This window comes from Hahella chejuensis KCTC 2396, assembly GCF_000012985.1.
Classification (GTDB): domain Bacteria; phylum Pseudomonadota; class Gammaproteobacteria; order Pseudomonadales; family Oleiphilaceae; genus Hahella; species Hahella chejuensis.
The window spans coordinates 1503359-1519950 of the sequence record NC_007645.1 but is presented as its reverse complement, the minus strand read 5'-3'; the positions used below and the strand labels follow the sequence as shown (position 1 = coordinate 1519950).

The 16592-nt window shown below is 55.4% G+C and carries 17 protein-coding genes; 10 read left to right on the top strand and 7 right to left on the bottom strand.

Annotated features, from left to right (window positions below; genetic code table 11):
- Nucleotides 1-179 precede the first annotated feature (179 nt).
- Nucleotides 180-2030 (top strand): sensor domain-containing diguanylate cyclase, encoded by a 1851-nt coding sequence (locus HCH_RS06855; protein ID WP_011395449.1) that lies wholly within the window; start codon nt 180-182, stop codon nt 2028-2030.
- A 14-nt stretch (nt 2031-2044) separates the two neighbouring features.
- Here HCH_RS06855 and HCH_RS06850 read toward each other — a convergent pair whose 3' ends face one another.
- Both HCH_RS06850 and HCH_RS06845 read right to left on the bottom strand, forming a co-directional pair.
- The gene (locus HCH_RS06850; protein ID WP_011395448.1) at nt 2045-2917 is read right to left on the bottom strand and encodes a ribose-phosphate pyrophosphokinase; all 873 of its coding nucleotides are present in this window, start codon (nt 2915-2917) and stop codon (nt 2045-2047) included.
- A complete protein-coding gene (locus HCH_RS06845) occupies nt 2917-4434 on the bottom strand; it encodes a thymidine phosphorylase family protein (protein ID WP_011395447.1) in 1518 nt (505 codons plus the stop codon). Before HCH_RS06845 ends, HCH_RS06850 begins: the two co-directional genes overlap by 1 nt.
- 224 nt (nt 4435-4658) lie before the next feature.
- On the opposite strand from HCH_RS06845, the gene HCH_RS06840 reads away from it, so the two are divergent.
- Nucleotides 4659-6020 (top strand): MBL fold metallo-hydrolase RNA specificity domain-containing protein, encoded by a 1362-nt coding sequence (locus tag HCH_RS06840; protein WP_011395446.1) that lies wholly within the window; start codon nt 4659-4661, stop codon nt 6018-6020.
- A gap of 30 nt (nt 6021-6050) precedes the next feature.
- On the opposite strand, the gene HCH_RS06835 is transcribed toward HCH_RS06840, so the two are convergent.
- The gene (locus HCH_RS06835) at nt 6051-7049 is read right to left on the bottom strand and encodes a hypothetical protein (protein WP_011395445.1); all 999 of its coding nucleotides are present in this window, start codon (nt 7047-7049) and stop codon (nt 6051-6053) included.
- A gap of 354 nt (nt 7050-7403) precedes the next feature.
- Here HCH_RS06835 and HCH_RS06830 point away from each other — a divergent pair, with 354 nt between their 5' ends.
- From HCH_RS06830 to thpD, 6 genes are all read left to right on the top strand, one after another.
- Nucleotides 7404-7748 carry a hypothetical protein gene (locus tag HCH_RS06830; RefSeq protein ID WP_011395444.1) on the top strand — a complete coding sequence of 115 codons (345 nt, stop codon included), beginning with the start codon at nt 7404-7406 and terminating at the stop codon, nt 7746-7748.
- 348 nt (nt 7749-8096) lie between these two features.
- On the top strand, nt 8097-9050 hold the full coding sequence (locus HCH_RS06825; protein ID WP_011395442.1) for a tripartite tricarboxylate transporter substrate binding protein: 954 nt from the start codon (nt 8097-8099) through the stop codon (nt 9048-9050).
- A gap of 549 nt (nt 9051-9599) precedes the next feature.
- Entirely contained in the window at nt 9600-10145 is a 546-nt protein-coding gene (gene ectA, locus HCH_RS06820) for a diaminobutyrate acetyltransferase (RefSeq protein ID WP_148212509.1), read from the top strand.
- A gap of 142 nt (nt 10146-10287) precedes the next feature.
- On the top strand, nt 10288-11559 hold the full coding sequence (gene ectB, locus HCH_RS06815) for a diaminobutyrate--2-oxoglutarate transaminase (protein WP_011395440.1): 1272 nt from the start codon (nt 10288-10290) through the stop codon (nt 11557-11559).
- Between the two features lie 61 nt (nt 11560-11620).
- Nucleotides 11621-12019 carry an ectoine synthase gene (locus HCH_RS06810; RefSeq protein ID WP_011395439.1) on the top strand — a complete coding sequence of 133 codons (399 nt, stop codon included), beginning with the start codon at nt 11621-11623 and terminating at the stop codon, nt 12017-12019.
- A gap of 9 nt (nt 12020-12028) precedes the next feature.
- A complete protein-coding gene (thpD, locus tag HCH_RS06805) occupies nt 12029-12970 on the top strand; it encodes an ectoine hydroxylase (RefSeq protein ID WP_011395438.1) in 942 nt (313 codons plus the stop codon).
- Nucleotides 12971-13009: 39 nt separating this feature from the next.
- Here thpD and HCH_RS06800 read toward each other — a convergent pair whose 3' ends face one another.
- From HCH_RS06800 to HCH_RS33605, 3 genes are all read right to left on the bottom strand, one after another.
- Complete coding sequence (locus tag HCH_RS06800) at nt 13010-13336, bottom strand: hypothetical protein (RefSeq protein ID WP_011395437.1); 327 nt, start codon at nt 13334-13336, stop codon at nt 13010-13012.
- A complete protein-coding gene (locus HCH_RS06795) occupies nt 13309-13542 on the bottom strand; it encodes a hypothetical protein (protein ID WP_041598481.1) in 234 nt (77 codons plus the stop codon). Before HCH_RS06795 ends, HCH_RS06800 begins: the two co-directional genes overlap by 28 nt.
- A 105-nt stretch (nt 13543-13647) precedes the next feature.
- The gene (locus HCH_RS33605; RefSeq protein ID WP_148212508.1) at nt 13648-13851 is read right to left on the bottom strand and encodes a hypothetical protein; all 204 of its coding nucleotides are present in this window, start codon (nt 13849-13851) and stop codon (nt 13648-13650) included.
- 72 nt (nt 13852-13923) lie between these two features.
- Between HCH_RS33605 and HCH_RS06790 the strand changes: the two genes are divergently transcribed.
- Nucleotides 13924-15030 (top strand): BMP family ABC transporter substrate-binding protein, encoded by a 1107-nt coding sequence (locus HCH_RS06790; RefSeq protein WP_011395435.1) that lies wholly within the window; start codon nt 13924-13926, stop codon nt 15028-15030.
- A 97-nt stretch (nt 15031-15127) separates the two neighbouring features.
- Entirely contained in the window at nt 15128-16132 is a 1005-nt protein-coding gene (locus HCH_RS06785; RefSeq protein ID WP_011395434.1) for an adenosine deaminase, read from the top strand.
- Nucleotides 16133-16140: 8 nt separating this feature from the next.
- Here HCH_RS06785 and HCH_RS06780 read toward each other — a convergent pair whose 3' ends face one another.
- Nucleotides 16141-16584 (bottom strand): YchJ family protein, encoded by a 444-nt coding sequence (locus tag HCH_RS06780; RefSeq protein WP_148212507.1) that lies wholly within the window; start codon nt 16582-16584, stop codon nt 16141-16143.
- Nucleotides 16585-16592: the final 8 nt, after the last annotated feature.

Below are 16592 nucleotides of genomic sequence, written 5' to 3'. Positions count from 1 at the left end.
CGGCTCTACAGGATTCGATAACATCGGCTATAAATTGATAGAACTATGACAACAATACCCATCGAGCGCGGGAACTATTCAAAATCGTGAACTTTATACGCTCTTTTCGGGGGCTTATTCAATGCGCCCAACCACGCCGCCAACATAGAGCGGCCTCACGCCTTCTTCGCAGCGCCGCCATGTGCGGGTTATTCCTGCTGTGCGCGCAGGTTTTCGCTTCAACTTATAACTCCATCCAGCTCACCTCCCGTCAAGAGCGTCTGGAGGTGGCCCCCTACCTCTGGTGGGTGGCGGAAAATCATGGAGAAATTAAAATCGAGGATATTCTGGAGCGCAAAACCGCCCCCATGGGATGGCGACAGAACAATCGCTTCGATCCCAACTTCGGACTTGACGTATCGCCGCGCTGGTTTCGCTTCAGCGTCACCAACGCCGGCGCTGAGTCGGTAGAACGCTGGCTGGAAATCAGTTATCCGGTATTGGACGACATCCGGGTCTACCTGACGGAAGAGGAAAAAGTCGTAGAGGCCTATCACAGCGGCGACACGCTCAATTTCCGCGAACGCCCTGTATTTCACCGCAACTTTATTTTTCCGTTCAAGTTCAAGCCTCACAGCAAGTCGACGGTTTATATCCGCATCCAGACACAGGGGGCTCTGGAATTACCGGCGGACCTTTGGTCCCCCACCGCCTTCGTGCAGGCTGACCAGTGGAAACTCGCCGCTCAGTTCCTGTTCAGCGGCATCATGCTTGCCATGGCGGCTTACAATCTCGCGCTGGGCTTCGTGATTCGCGATCTCACCTTCATGCACTATGTAGGCTACGTGGTGTCCATCGCAATCGTGCAACTGGCGCTGCATGGGGCGCCATTTCAATTTATCTGGCCGCATTCGCCGCAATGGAATCAGATCAGCCTGGTATTTTTCATAGGGTGTAGCGTCACTTTCGCTTCGTTGTTCGGCTATCGCTTTCTCAATCTCAATGTGCGCGGGGGAATCCTGCCGTACATCGCCATCAGTTGCGCCTTTTTCGGACTGTTCTGCTGCGCGCTTGCGTTCTCCGCCAGCTACGCCACCGGCATCAAGATAGCCGTACTGGCCACCGGAGTGGTATCGATAGTCTGGCTGATCATCGGTCTCCTGCAATGGTCGCGCCGCGAACCTACCGCCGCCTACTTCACACTGGCCTGGGCCGTATTCCTGGTTGGCAACATCGCCATTTCTCTGGAGAAAATCGGGCTGATTCCAAATCTGACCATTATTGGCTTCATGCCCCAGATCGGGGCTTGTATCGAAGTAATGATTTTCTCCCTGGCGTTGGCGCAACGCATCAATATCGAGCGTCGTCGCCATATCTCCATGCGTGAGCTGGCGCTGCATCGTGAACGCAGCGCACGGGAAGCGGAACAATCGATGCTGATGGCGCAGCAGCAAGCCAACGACGAGCTGGAGCGCCGCGTCGCCATCCGTACGGAAGAGCTGAATGAAGCAATGAAAAAGCTATCCGTCGCCCATGAACAGCTCAATGAAATCGCCACGTTCGACCAGCTCACCCAATTGAAGAACAAGGCCAGTTTCGAGCGAGTGCTGCTGCAGGAGTGGAGCCGCTGCTCCCGCTCCATATCCGCGCTGTCACTGGTGTTTATAGATATTGACCGCTTCCAGAAGGTTAACCAGCAATTCGGGCAATTCGCCGGTGACACCTGCCTGCAGGTTCTGGCCAAACTGATCAGTTCGATGACGCGTCGCGCCGGAGACAGCATTTTCCGCTATGAAGGAGATTGTTATGTGCTAGTGCTGGCGCATTGTTCCGCTGAAGGCGCTCTGCAATTGTCGGAGCAGATTCGCTCGCGCACGGAAGCCACTTTGATTCATGTGGATGAAGCCCGCTTCAGCGTCACTGTCAGCATCGGCTTGTCCAGCGACATTCCCAGTCAAGGCTGGGAGCCGAAAGATTTGATGGAGCGCGCCCGGGAAGCTTTGGCCGAAGCAAAAATGAACGGCGGCAACGGCGTCAGCTTCCGCATGTAACCAACGCAGGCGAATCAGCGCTCCTGCAACGCCTGCAACAGCAACCCGCCAACATCAATGCCGTTGGTGGCGTGAATCACGGTATTGCAACTGACCGTCCGCGCAATGGGGGCCGCCTGAATCGCGTGATAGGCGTCATCCGCGAACACCGCGTGCACGCCGATGCAGACAGGCTGATGCAGACCCGCCGCCGCCAGCTCCGCCGCAGCTTCAATCATGGTGCGCCCAGTGGAAATGATATCGTCCACCATCACCGGAGAGTACTCCCGATATTTTTCCGCATTCCTGGCGTCGATAATGACGTCTTTGTCGCCGAGACGGGTTTTGCTGAACACAAGACGGTCGCATCCCGCCAGCTCCGCCACATGACTGACCCACTGATCGCTCTCGCTGTCCGGCCCAACGATGACCGGCTTGTCCAGATGGGTGCGAATCCAGTCCGCAATCGCCGGCGCCGCCGCCAATGAACGAGCGGGAATACTGTATAGCTCATCCAATGAATGATAACGATGTAGATGAGGGTCGACGGTCAGCAAACGATCGAAGTGGGCGGAAATCATACGAGCGAAATATCGCGACGTTATTCCTTCGCCTGGATGAAAACGGATGTCCTGACGCATGTAGGGCAGATAGGGCGCCACCAGGGTGATATGCTCCACACCCAAGTCCCTCAGAGTAGCGGCGAATAGCAATACGGGCAGTATCTTCTGATCCGGACTGGAAAGATCGGCGCACACAATCGCCTTGTTCGGCGCTTCCCCCTCGATGCGAATATAGGTTTCCCCATCGGGAAACTGTCGCAATTGATAGTTACCGACGTCCATCCCGGGGGCGGCGGCGAGTCTCTCAGCCACCGGATGCCCCGGCGCCAGGTTGTAAAGCAACATTATAGACTTTCCTCTTCTATACGGATTTCATTGGGATGGTCGCGCAAAAAGTCCAGTGCGTACGCCAATTCGCCAGGCGCTTCCGCATAGATGCTGAACAGCGGTTCTCCCACCCTCACCTTTTGCCCCAATTTAACATGGAAGTCCACACCTGCAGACGAGTTTGAGGGCGCTCCCGCAAGTTTCGCCAGTTTGGCTACGAAACGGTTATTCACGAAGGAAACCACCCCGACCCGATCAGCGGTGGCCTCGTAACAGTGCGGCGCCAGCGCTGGCTCGCGAAATCCCCCCTGCGCCTCACAAATGGCCATAAACTTGTGCAGCGCCGCACCGGACTCCAGCGTTTCTCTGGCGCGGGCGACGCCGGCGCCATGGCTGGCGACGCCGCCAATCTCCAGCAAGCGTCCAGCCAGCGTCAGGGCCCGTACGCGCAAATCAGCCGGCGCTTCCGCCTGATTACGCAGCACCGCCAAAATGTCCCGAGCTTCCAGGGCCGGCCCAATGCCTCGCCCGACAGGTTGCGCGCCGTCAGTGAACATCGCCTCCACCTGAATGCCCAACTTGACTCCGGTATAGCGCATATGAGACGCCAGACGCTCCGCATACTCCGGGCTACGCACTTTGGCGGTCATGCCGATGGGAATGTCTATCAGCACATGAGTGGAGCCGGCGGCCACTTTCTTGGATATCACCGAGGCCACCAGTTGTCCTTCGCTGTCCAGATCCAGCGCGCGCTCAATGCGGATCAGCACGTCGTCCGCCGGACTCAGACTGACTGAACCGCCCCAGGCGATGCAACCGCCTTCCTGCTCCACCACTTTTTTCATTTGCGCCAGCGTTAAATTGACCGGAGCCATCGTCTCCATCGTATCCGCAGTGCCCGCTGGAGAGGTAATAGCGCGGGAGGAGGTCTTGGGCATGCGCAAGCCGCAGGCGGTGACGATGGCGACGACAATCGGCGTGGTGCGGTTGCCCGGCAGACCACCGACACAATGCTTGTCCATGATGGGCGAGGTCCCCCAGTCAATGCGTTGCCCCACCTTCACCATCGCGCTGGTGAGCGCCGCCACTTCATCCTGATTCAACCGGCTGCCGGCGCAGGCGGTAACGAACGCCGCCAGTTGCACGTCCGAATACAAGCCGCCGGCGACATCCTTCACCACCTCGTCAGCGCTCTCCTGAGTCAGCGAGGCGCCATACAGTTTGCCGCGCACATGACTCATCGAATCCACCGCTTTGGTGTGACTGAAATAAGCCACCTCGCCGTCCTCCGCCTCCAGCAGGCGCCATGCGGCGTCCGACAAACCCGCTTCCTGATGCGACAGCCAACCGTCGGTGACCTGATGGACCGTCGCAATGATGCTGCGCTTGTTGGTCGTCACCCGCACCCGCGAGTGCGCATTGAAACCTTCCGACCGGCATACGTGGCAATCCTGCCGCATATACACCACCGGCTCTTGATGGGTATTAATGCCGATCCGTTTAAGAAACAAATAATTAAGTTCGCGTTGCTGCATAGTGTTTTCCGCAAGTTGTTCGAACTTCGCCCCAACAGGTCCGCGTTGGCTTCGCCAACTGATTCGTCGTCGTTGGACTAAGATAATAACAGGCTACATCAGGGCGCATCTAAGACCAGTGTAATAAACACGAGTACGGCTTATCTGCGTTAAATCAAAAACCCAAGCTCACTCCGCCATTACAGTAGACGGAATGCTTCTTTAATTCTTCAGGGAGTCTCACAATGCATCTGAAATTTCTCGGCGCGGCAGGTACGGTGACAGGGTCCAAATATTTACTCAGCGATGGCTCCGGGAAGTTATTGCTGGATTGCGGTTTATATCAAGGCGTGAAAACCCTGCGTGAGCGCAACTGGAAACCCTTCCCCGCCAAGGTGTCGGAAATCAAGTCTGTGGTGCTCAGCCACGCCCATCTGGATCACAGCGGCTACATCCCAGCCCTGATGAAACATGGCTTCAAAGGCAAAGTCTTTTGCACCCCCGCCACCTTTGCGCTGGCGAAAGTGCTACTGCCGGATTCCGGCTTTCTGCAAGAGGAAGACGCCCGTTACGCCAACAAGCGCAAGTTTTCCAAACACAGTCCCGCATTGCCTCTGTACACGGAAAAAGACGCCTGGGAAGCGCTGAAGCATTTTGAAACCGTGGATTTCCATGAAAAGTTTTCCCCTATCCACGGGGTTACTGCGGAAATACACCGCGCCGGCCATATTCTGGGGGCGGGCAGCGTGCAACTGAGCGGAGCCAAGGGCTCCATCGTATTTTCCGGCGATCTGGGCCGGCAGGAAGATCGCATCATGTACCCGCCGGAAACTATTGCGGCGGCGGACTATCTGGTTGTGGAGTCGACTTACGGCGACCGTCTGCATGACAAAGTCGATGTGCGCGCGCAACTCAGCGAGGCAATTAACGCCACCGCCAAACGCGGCGGCGTTGTCTTGATTCCCGCCTTCGCCGTAGGGCGCGCCCAGCACCTGCTTTACTTGATCCAGTTACTCAAGGCCGACAACAGCATCCCCGACCTGCCAGTGTTCCTCAATAGCCCGATGGCGATCAGCGCCACCGAGATTTTCTGCCACTATCACAAAGAACACCGCCTCAGTGCCGAGGACTGCGCCCTGATCGATCAGGGCACGCACTTTGTCCGCACCGTGGAGGAATCGATAGAACTCAATCGCAGGAAGTTTCCCTGCATCATCGTTTCAGCCAGCGGTATGGCCAGCGGCGGTCGAGTGCTGCACCACCTAAAGACTTTGTTGCCGGACCACCGCAACACGATCGTCTTCGCCGGATTCCAGGCCCCGGGCACCCGCGGGGACGCCCTCACCCACGGCGCGGAAAAAGTCAAAATTCATGGCGAATATTTCCCGGTGAAAGCGGAGGTGATCAATTTGGAGAGTCTGTCCGCGCACGCGGACTATGCAGAGATTATGAGTTGGCTGAGAGGCTTCAAGCACCCACCCCGGCACACCTATGTCACCCATGGCGAAAGTGTGGCGGCGGATGCATTAAGGCTTCGCATCGCCGATGAACTGGGCTGGCGCGCCTCAGCCCCAGAGTATCTGGACGAGGCGGAGTTAGATATCTGAAAGCGAATGATGTAGCACGCCGACGCTGATCTATGCGTCGGCATTCTCAGGCAATGTCAGGAGTTTCGCCTCATCCGACGACACCACTGCGACGGCGACAACGTCATTGCTTTGCTCGGGATGGAAGCGGCTCCAATTATCCTGCGCCCTGGCGATGGCGATAATGCGCGCCGGCGGCGTCTCTTGCGCATATTTGCGGTTGAAGCTTTTCAGCGAGTCGCAAAAGTAGCCATTACAAATGTCTGAACGCATCTCACGCGGGAGACTGCAGCCTTTGTTTGTATGATTGATGCAAGAACCGCGTATGGACTTACCGGAAAGTTTGTCCAGATAGAGCTGTAGAACATGGCGAGGACGAAGTTCGGGATTTTCCCGCATAAAACGCCGAATAACGCTGGCCGACAGATAAGCGTGTTCACGCCCACTGGTGCAGCAGCCGCCTTTACACATGGTGCAAAGATGCATGTTCATATTGGCCAGGGTTTCGGAATGCTCCAAAGGCTTGTTGTTGACTTCCGCGCGCGCGCGACTGGTAAGCTCGTCATCCGTATCCTTAAAGCCGTGCATGCAGGCTTCGCTGATAATTTGCGTCAGGAAATCGCGGTACTGCCGGATACGGTGTTTCGGCAGCGTGGCGAGGCGCGTCGACGCTGTGGGAATGATGACCGGAGCGCCTTCGGGATCAAGGCCTTCCGACTTGGCGAGGTGGGCATACAGCGCTTGATTCTGCTTTGCTTCCTCTGCGCTTTGAGTTTCTATTCGGCGTTGCTCAGCTTCCGCGAGGACCTTTCTCTCTTGCATCCGCTGGCGGTGAAATTTCACCTGTGCGTCAAACAGGGCTGGCGGGGTTGAAGCGCGGCGCTCCGCCAGACGTCGACATTCCGGGTTATCGCAAGTCAGATCCGCTGACGCCGCCGCGCCCACCACAACCCGCTGTACAGTCAGCCCACATATAAAACAACTCTTAGCGCCATGGTTATTTACGACGCCATGCGTATTTACAAAAACGGCGCTGGGCAATGAAGACACGAACCACCTCCTACCGTCACACCTGGCGAACGCAACGCCGGCCATGACATGATTATTGTGAAAACCCTCTAACAGTTTCGCGTTCAAAAGCTGACGTCGCCGACAGCTGCGTCGATGCAAAACAACACCTTCACGAAAACGCCTGAACTACATCTATACGCGGCAAATCAATGAATATCCAGTCACCGGCATAGCATTAATTCCGTGTCAGGGTTCTCCTTTTCGATATAGCGCCTTTCGATATAGCATCTTCGAACATAGGCGCCTCAGGAAGATATTGATCCGGGTCATACATGCTGTCCCGGCATGAGTTATGCTCGGAAAGACAGGGACAGATACAGCGGAGTACGGAATATGAAACTCACTCTATGCAGCGCAAAAGAGCTTTTGCGCGCCCTGACCGCTTGCCGCCATGGGGCGGATACTGCACTGGAACTGCTGGACGCCGACGAGGGCCCCGCCAACGACGCCATAGCGACAACGCTCCGAGGAAAATACAACGCTGGTAAAGGCGACTATCCCGCCGCCGATCTCATCGTCAGACGCAAACGTTGTCCTCGCGGGTTGCGGTTAAAAATCAAACTTTTTCACTTCAGCTTATGCGCTGGCGTACCCCGTTCCGAGCAAGGCGTCAATGAGCTTTCACGCGCCCAAAACACGCTCTCCGATTACCTCAGTGGGCTGGGGCCAGAAATGTAAACCCTGTCACAAAAAATTAATGGGAACGCTTCCATGACAGGTTGGTGACAGCTTAGGTCAGTATATTCGGGAAGAAGCGTCGCCCCCGCTTTTTTGTTGATCAAAAAACAGGCGAAAAAGCAGTTTCCTGTTTACAGAAATCTCGTTTTTTCTCAGGCGCTTATACGTTATGCTCGATAAAAATAACAGGAGCAGACCATGAAAGCAGTATCTTCAAAATCTTCCACTCCATACGTATTTCCGCAAGCTCCAGAAGAGCGCGCCGGACAATACTCGCCGCCGCGCGACTTACTCCTGTAATCCACTTCAAATCTTACCTAAAATCTTAAGCACAGGAGGTAGACGCATATGCCAATATTTTTCAGGAATGTGAAAACGTTTTTACGAGCCGCCGCCCTAATGCTGGCGCTGGCGCCGACCGCTCATGCGGATGTGCAGAAGTTTCTCATCCCCGCCGGCGAAGGCGGAGGTTGGGACACTACCGCAAGAGAAACCGGCGCCGCACTGACCAAAATGGGCCTGATCGGCGGAGCCAAGTATGTGAATTATTCCGGCGAAGGCGGTGGACGCGCATTGAACGCGCTGGCGACTTCCAAAGAATACAAAGACGCACTGATGGTGCAGTCGCTGCCGCTGATTCTACGCAGTCTGTCCGGCGTCTATGACCGTTCATTCCGGGACGTCACGCCAGTCGCCATGCTGATCGCGGAATACCAGGTCGTGGTGGTGGACAAAGACTCTCCCTACAAGAATATGAATGAGCTGCTGGCGGCCATCAAAGATATTGGCAAGCGTAAGCCCATCGTTGGCGGGTCCGCCAAAGGCAGCCTGGACCACATTACCGCATTGGCGGTATTGGAAGCGGCCAACATGTCCTCTAAAAAGCTGCGTTACTCAGCCAGTGACGGCGGCGGCGACGCTATGCGCAAATTCTCCAACGGCTATGCGCTGGCGATGGTGACCGGCATGGGGGAAGTCGTGAAGCAGATCAAGTCTGGAGAGTTGCGCGCACTGGGCGTCACCAGCGCCGAGCGTTTGGAAGGGTTTGATATCCCCACTATGAAAGAGCAGGGTCTGGATGTCGTCCTGGCCAACTGGCGCGGCTTTTTCGTCGCCCCCGGCACGCCTGACAAAACCGTCACAAAATATGCGGACATGCTCGCCAGCCTGGATAAGTCTCCAGACTGGAAAACCGTCAGACTAAAATACGGCTGGGAGTCTCTGTACATTCCGGCGCAGGACGCCAGAAGTTTTCTGGAAGAACAGGAAGTCACCATCCGCCGATTGCTCAACAGCATCTAAGCGCGAATCAACTTCCAAGCATTCGACAAGGGGCTCCAATCTGGCGGCCCCTTTTTATTAATCAGGCAGACAAATAGCTTCCTTCTATTTGTCTGCAACGACAGGGCCTGCACATGTCAGGCCCTGTCTCCCGCGGCTTGTCGCCGCGCAGGCGCGTCCATGCGCCTGGTGATTAACATACCAATATCATTGCCATGTTAATATTTCTATTCCAACCGTTTATTTCTATTCCAACCTTCCAGTCTCCAGCAATTCTCACACCTCCCATTCTTACAAGCGCAAATTCCTGACGTCTTTTTAATCCAACGCCAACCTGATCAGTTTGCAACCACACCATCTGTAACGCTTGCCGGCCCCGGCGTGTACGCACACACAACCACTCAGATTATTACTTTTTACTGTAACTTATTTTTAATGCTCAAACGTTAAAAAGAACACCAAACAACGCAATTTTAACGAGACCGCTGAAACACACAAGAAACATTTAGTTTGTATTCTAAGTATTAACCGTATAGAATCCTCCACCCCATGAGAAACGAAAATACAGCTATGCACATTCCAGACGGGCGTCAGTCAGAGACTATTCTGCGTACGCCCACCGCCGACGACGGCCCTTCCGTTCACCAACTCATCTCACGCTGTCCGCCACTGGACGAAAATTCGGTTTACTGCAATCTGCTGCAATGCACGCATTGGGCGAGCACCTGCGTCATAGCGGAAACCGCGGATGAAGCGGATGAAAGTGGAAAGAAAACCCCAGGAGGATTTATTTCCGGATATCTCCTGCCGGAAGACGCCAACACCCTGTTTATTTGGCAGGTGGCGGTGGATCGAACCATGCGCGGGAAAGGACTGGCGGGAAAAATGTTGCGCGCCATTCTTGCGCGGGACGCCTGTCGAACAGTATCGCACCTGCAAACGACCATTAATCCCAGCAACCAGGCTTCCTGGAAACTGTTCGAAAAGTTGGCCCAGGACTTGGGGGCGGATATGCAACGACGCACGCTATTCGATGCGTCACAGTTTTCTGACGATCACGAAGAAGAAGTTTTATTGACCATAGGCCCGTTCGACCCATCCTGTCTGCGCGACTGACGCAGACTTAAACGATCCGGTCGCAGGCCCCGTATCCGGAGCAAGGGAGTGTATCCGGATTAAAACCAGACGACGGAGCATTTCGCCGTCGCGCGCTCACCGCACCATGCTTGACATTCATCAGCTACGACAAGGAGAAACCATGAATATTTTCCAAGAAGTAGAATCCGGCGTACAAAGTTACGCCCGCTCATTCCCCAAAATTTTCAATAAAGCCAAAGGCGTTCATCTGTATGACGTTGACGGCGAGAAGCACCTCGATTTTCTGGCTGGCGCCGGAACATTGAATTACGGCCATAATAACCCTGTGCTGAAAGAAGCGCTGCTGGAGTACATCAGCCAGGATGGCGTCGCCCACGGTCTGGATATGCACACAGACGCCAAAGCGCGTTTTCTGACCGAATTCAAAGAACGCATCCTGGTTCCACGCAAGCTGGAGTATGTCGTTCAGTTCACCGGCCCGACCGGCGCCAACGCCGTGGAAGCCGCGCTCAAAATCGCTCGTAACGTCACCGGACGTCACAATGTTGTGGCCTTTACCAATGGCTTTCACGGGGTCACTCTGGGCTCTCTGGCGGCCACTGGTAACAGCCACCATCGCGACGCCGCAGGCGTGCCGCTGAACAGCGTCACTCACTTACCCTACGACGGCTATCTGGGTAAGGACGTGGACACCAGCAAACTCCTCGACAAGATGATCACAGACAATAGCAGCGGCCTGGACCTGCCTGCGGCGGTCATTCTGGAGACTGTCCAGGGCGAAGGCGGCCTGAATGTGGCCAGCGAGCGTTGGTTACGTAATGTGGAGGCTATCTGCCGCAAGCACGGCATTCTGCTGATCGTGGATGACATCCAGGCTGGCTGTGGTCGTACAGGCACATTCTTCAGCTTCGAAAAAGCCGGGATCAAGCCGGATATCGTGACGTTGTCAAAATCACTGAGCGGGTTCGGCCTTCCCTTCGCCGTCACCCTGATCAAGCCGGAACACGACCAGTGGAAACCGGGTGAGCATAACGGCACTTTCCGCGGTAACAACCATGCGTTCATTACCGCCGCCGCAGCCATTCGCCACTATTGGTCAACCCCGGATTTCGCTGGCGACATTGAGCGCAAGAGCGAAATTCTGCGCACAGAACTAAGCAAGATCGCTGACAAACACGGCAAAACTCTCATGCAAGTCAGAGGGCGCGGCATGATGCGCGGCCTGAACTGTCGCGACGGAGATCTGGCCGCCGCTATTTGCAAGCGCGCATTTCTGAAAGGTCTGATCATCGAAACCAGCGGTTCTGAATCCCAGGTAGTGAAGTGCCTGTGTCCATTGGTGATTTCTGAGCAGGAACTGAAAGAGGGGCTGGTGATTCTGGCGCAGTGCGTGGAAGACGCGCTGGCCGATGAAATCAGCAAAGCCAGCTGATCCCCCTTTTTCTCTTTATACGTCCGTCGCCAATTCAGGCCTATTGCAGGAGTCAAATGCAATGATCGTTAGAACACTGGAACAAGCCCGCCAATCCGACCGCAGAGTAAAAGCGGACAATTGGGAAAGCGTCCGCATGCTGTTGAAAGACGACAACATGGGCTTTTCCTTTCATATCACCACCTTATACGCCAACAAGGAAACGCCGATTCATTACCAGAACCATCTGGAATCGGTATATTGCATCTCCGGTGAAGGCGAGGTGGAGACCGTCGCCGATGGCGAAGTCCACGCCATCAAACCCGGCACCCTTTACGTACTGGATAAACACGATAAACACCTGCTGCGCGCCTTTAGCGAAATGACCGTCGCCTGCGTCTTCAATCCGCCGCTTAACGGCAAAGAGACCCACGACGAGAATGGCGTGTACCCCCTGGAAGCAGAAACCATAATGGAGTAGAGCACTACAATGAACATGATTCTTGATAAAGCCCACCTCACCCCACCGGACCCTTATCCTTCGCGCAAAAGTTCGGAGGTCTGCATTCTCAAACGCTGCGACCCGGTGGTTTACAGTGAGTACGACGCCGCCTGCCCTCTTACTCAGGAGCAGGTGGAAAGCTATGACAAAAACGGTTTCCTGATGTTGCCGGAAATGTTCACTCAGGAAGAAGTGGCGCTGTTGACCGAAGAAATGGAGAGAATGCGCCGCAATCCCATGATCGCCAAGCGCAAGGAAACCATTACGGAACCGGAAAGTCAGTCGGTGCGCTCCATATTCAGCGTTCACCAGCTTAGCCCGCTGTTTTCCAGACTCGCCACCGACCAGAGACTGATGAACATCATTCGGTTCATCCTCGGCGACGATCTGTATATTCACCAGTCCCGACTGAACTACAAGCCCGGCTACCGCGGCAAGGAGTTCAACTGGCACTCCGACTTCGAAACCTGGCATGTGGAGGACGGCATGCCGCGCATGCGCGCCCTCAGCGCCTCTATCACCCTGACCGAGAACTTCGAATACAACGGTCCATTGATGCTGGTGCCCGGTTCGCATCAATACTACATCGCCTGCGTCGACGGCACGCCGGAGGACAACTACAAGTCATCCCTGAAGCGTCAGGAGTATGGCGTTCCCGACGACATCGCCTTGAGTACGCTGGTCAACGAAGGCGGCATCGTCACCGCCACCGGCAAACCCGGCTCCGTGATATTGTTTGACTGCAACACCATGCATGGCTCCAACAGCAATATCTCGCCTTTTCCGCGCTCCAACGCCTTCTTTGTGTATAACGCCTGGAGCAATCGACTGGAAACGCCTTTCAGCGACCATCAGCCGCGTCCGGAATATATCGCCTCCCGGCAAGCGACTGCGCCGCTTAAGGCAGGATCGCTGACAGATCCGTCCTGAGCCTGATCAGGTCCCGGCGCCCGGCGACGGGCGTCGGCCTTATCCTTCAGACATCTCGCGCATCGCCCCGCGCAGCTCCCGCATCACCCTGTCCACCAGCTTCGCCTTTACCGGCCGCTCACAGAGACCGACGCCGAGCTTTAACAACGTCCCCCGCCATCCAGAGGAAACGCCGCACATTTCCTCCAGCACTTGCGGCAACACTCCGTCCAGGCGGTCCCGAATCCATCCTTCCGCCAGCGGCGATATCCAGCCTTCCCTTTTTCCCGGGACGCCTGGGCGCCACCAGAAAACGAGAGTAAATATCGCCAGAGTCCGCCAGATGAATGTCCTGACAATCAAACCGGGTTTGATTCTTGAGACCACTCAACAACCCCAGCAGGATATGGGCCAGGGAGTCCTTGTCCGCCAGTCCCGGCGCCGCCGGATACTGCGCCCGCCAACGCCAGGGCGAATTCAAAAGTATGGGGAGGTACGGGACTTTCCTGTGAAACGGAGCGGTCTTGCGGAAACCAGCGTTTCAATTCGCTGACGTATTCCGAATATTCATGGCTCTGAGCTATCGATTGCATAACAGACCTCCTTATCATCCGATGAAAAAGCGCGCATGGCGTTCGTCGGGAAGAACGAAGGCGTCATGCGCGAACTTAAATCAGGCCTTAACTGCATGGGTCAGATTACTCATCGAAACGACGGACTTGGGCTCCATACCCTTTGCTGCGCCAGAGTGCTACTCGCCCCAATTGAGGGCATATATCGACTTCAGATACGCAAAGGTTCAATATCGGCGCTTGAGTGAATCGCCGGTGACGCAGCCCGTCGCGGAATACGGCGGAAGTTTCCGAAAACCTGTCCGGCTGGTCATAAAATTGCTTCTGCATCAGCGGTGGCCGCTGAGCACAGGCTACCCGCCGTCAATAAACAAAAAACACGATCCGGGAGCATAAATTACGATGTTGAATGTCAGCATTACTGCGTTACTCAAAAAAGCCCGTCGACCGCTGATCGCCGTTTTCGGCGCGGTGGCGCTAATGGCGTCAAGCATCAGCAACGCAGAGGAGCCCTTTAAAGTAGGGTTTGTCTATGTCGGCCCCATCGGCGATCACGGCTGGTCCTATCAACACGATCAAGGCCGCCTGGCGCTGGAAAAACATTTCGGCGACAAAGTAAAAACGGCTTATGTGGAAAATGTACCGGAGGGCGCCGACGCAGAGCGGGTGATCCGCAATCTGGCGAAGTCGGGTCATAAAGTTATTTTCACCACCTCCTTCGGTTTCATGAACCCCACTCTGAAAGTCGCCGCCCAGTTTCCTAATGTCGTATTCGAGCACGCCACTGGCTACAAGCGCACCAAGAACGTCAGCACTTATATTTCCAATACCTATGAAGGACGCTACGTATCCGGCTATGTGGCGGCGAAAATGAGTAAAACCGGCAAACTCGGTTATATCGCCTCCTTCCCCATTCCTGAAGTGATTCGCGATATCAACGCCGTGCGTCTGGCCATGAACAAGGTCAATCCGGATTACGAACTGAAGATTCTCTGGGTCAGCAGTTGGTTCGACCCGGCGAAAGAGGCGGAAGCCGCCAATGTCATGATCGACCAGGGCGTCGACGTCATCCTGCAGCACACAGACAGCCCCGCCGCCATGCAAGTGGCTGAACAGCGCGGCGTATACGCCGTCGGGCAATCCTCCGATATGTCCCGCTTCGGTCCGAAAGCGCATCTGGTGTCGGTCGTGGATGACTGGTCCTATCACTATATTCACACCGTGCAAAGCGTTATGGACGGAACCTGGAAACCCCGCGATTACTGGGGCGGCATGGCGGAAGACATGATCCTGTTGCCGGCGTTCAACAAAGCGATTCCGGCTGATGTGGTGAAAGAAGCGGAAACCATGATCGCCGACATCAAGTCTGGCGAACTGAAACCCTTCACCGGCCCCATCTACAACCAGAAAGGTGAATTAAAAGCTCCCGCCGGTGAAGCGCTGTCTCACCAAGAAGTCGCTGGCATGAATTGGTATGTGCAGGGAATCAAAGGCGAAATTCCGCATTAAGAGATCGCATCGGATAAGCGCGACAGGCCGCAAAATGCTATGTTTAAGGCATTAGCGGCCAAAAGCCGAATCTCAAATAAGAGCGCAGGAATTTGTTATGCAAGATTTTCTGAAAGGACTGCCCAAGGCGGAGCTACATTTGCACATTGAGGGCTCGTTGGAGCCGGAGCTGATGTTCGAAATCGGGCGCCGTAATGGCGTCGCCCTGCCTTTCGCCAATGTGGAAGAAGTCCGCGCGGCGTATGAGTTCAACAACCTGCAGGAGTTTCTGGATATCTATTACCAGGGCGCCCAGGTGTTGCTGCATGAGCAGGATTTTTACGACATGACGTTCGCCTACCTGCAACGGTGTCGCGAGCAAAACGTCATACACGCGGAAATGTTTTTCGACCCGCAAACTCATACGGACCGGGGCGTGGATATTGGCGTTGTCATCCGCGGCCTGACTCGCGCCATGGAAGACGCCGAGATCCAATGGGGACAATCCAGCAAGCTGATTCTCTGTTTCCTGCGCCATCTGAGTGAAGACGCGGCGATAGAAACGCTGCGGCAAGCGCTGCCTTATAAACAGCACTTTGTCGGCGTCGGTCTCGACAGCTCGGAAGTCGGTCACCCGCCGGAGAAGTTTCAGCGCGTGTTCGAACAAGCGCAGAACGCCGGCCTGTTGACCGTAGCCCACGCCGGCGAAGAAGGACCGCCTGAATATATCTGGCAGGCGCTGGATTTGCTGAAGGTGAAACGCATCGATCACGGCGTGCGCTGCATAGAAGACGCAGCGCTCATGCAGCGATTGATCGACGAGCAAATTCCGCTCACCGTCTGCCCGCTCTCTAACATCAAGCTATGCGTGTTCGACTCCATGTCAGAGCACAACATTCTGCGTCTGCTGGAAAAAGGCCTGAAAGTGACGGTGAACTCGGATGATCCGGCTTATTTCGGCGGTTATATGAATGAGAACTTCATCGCCATGCAGGAAGCGCTACCCATGAGCAAAGAGCAGGCGGCGCAGTTGGCGAGAAACAGCTTTGAGGCCAGCTTTCTGACCTCGGAGGAGAAAGCGCGTTTACTGGCCCGGCTGGACCAGTATCTGCAAAATCACTGAGACAGGGCTCACTCGCAACATTTTTTGTTCTTCTTACCGCTGCCGCAGGGACAGGGATCGTTCCTGCCGACGCTTAATGCCGTCCAGGTTGCGTCGCCATCCACATACAACCAGCGCCCTTGCTCTTTAATGAAGCGGGAGCGTTCCTGCAACTGCATCCATTTGTCGCCTTCCTGAAACGTGGCGCGAAATTTTACCCAGCCCTGATCGCCTTCCGCGCCCCTATCCAGCACTTCCAAACGCTTCCACTGGATGCTTTCGTTCGGCTGCAAATCCGCCGGGCGATGCTGCGCGCACCATGTCTGCTGCAGGTACTCCATCAACCCCATCGCAAAGGCGGTATACCGGGATCTCATCAGCTGTTCCGGCGTCTCCGCAGCCTTACCGGAATGCAGCGGCTGGCAGCACTCTTGATAAGGCGAGCCGGAATTACAGGGGCACAGGTTATTCATAACTACTC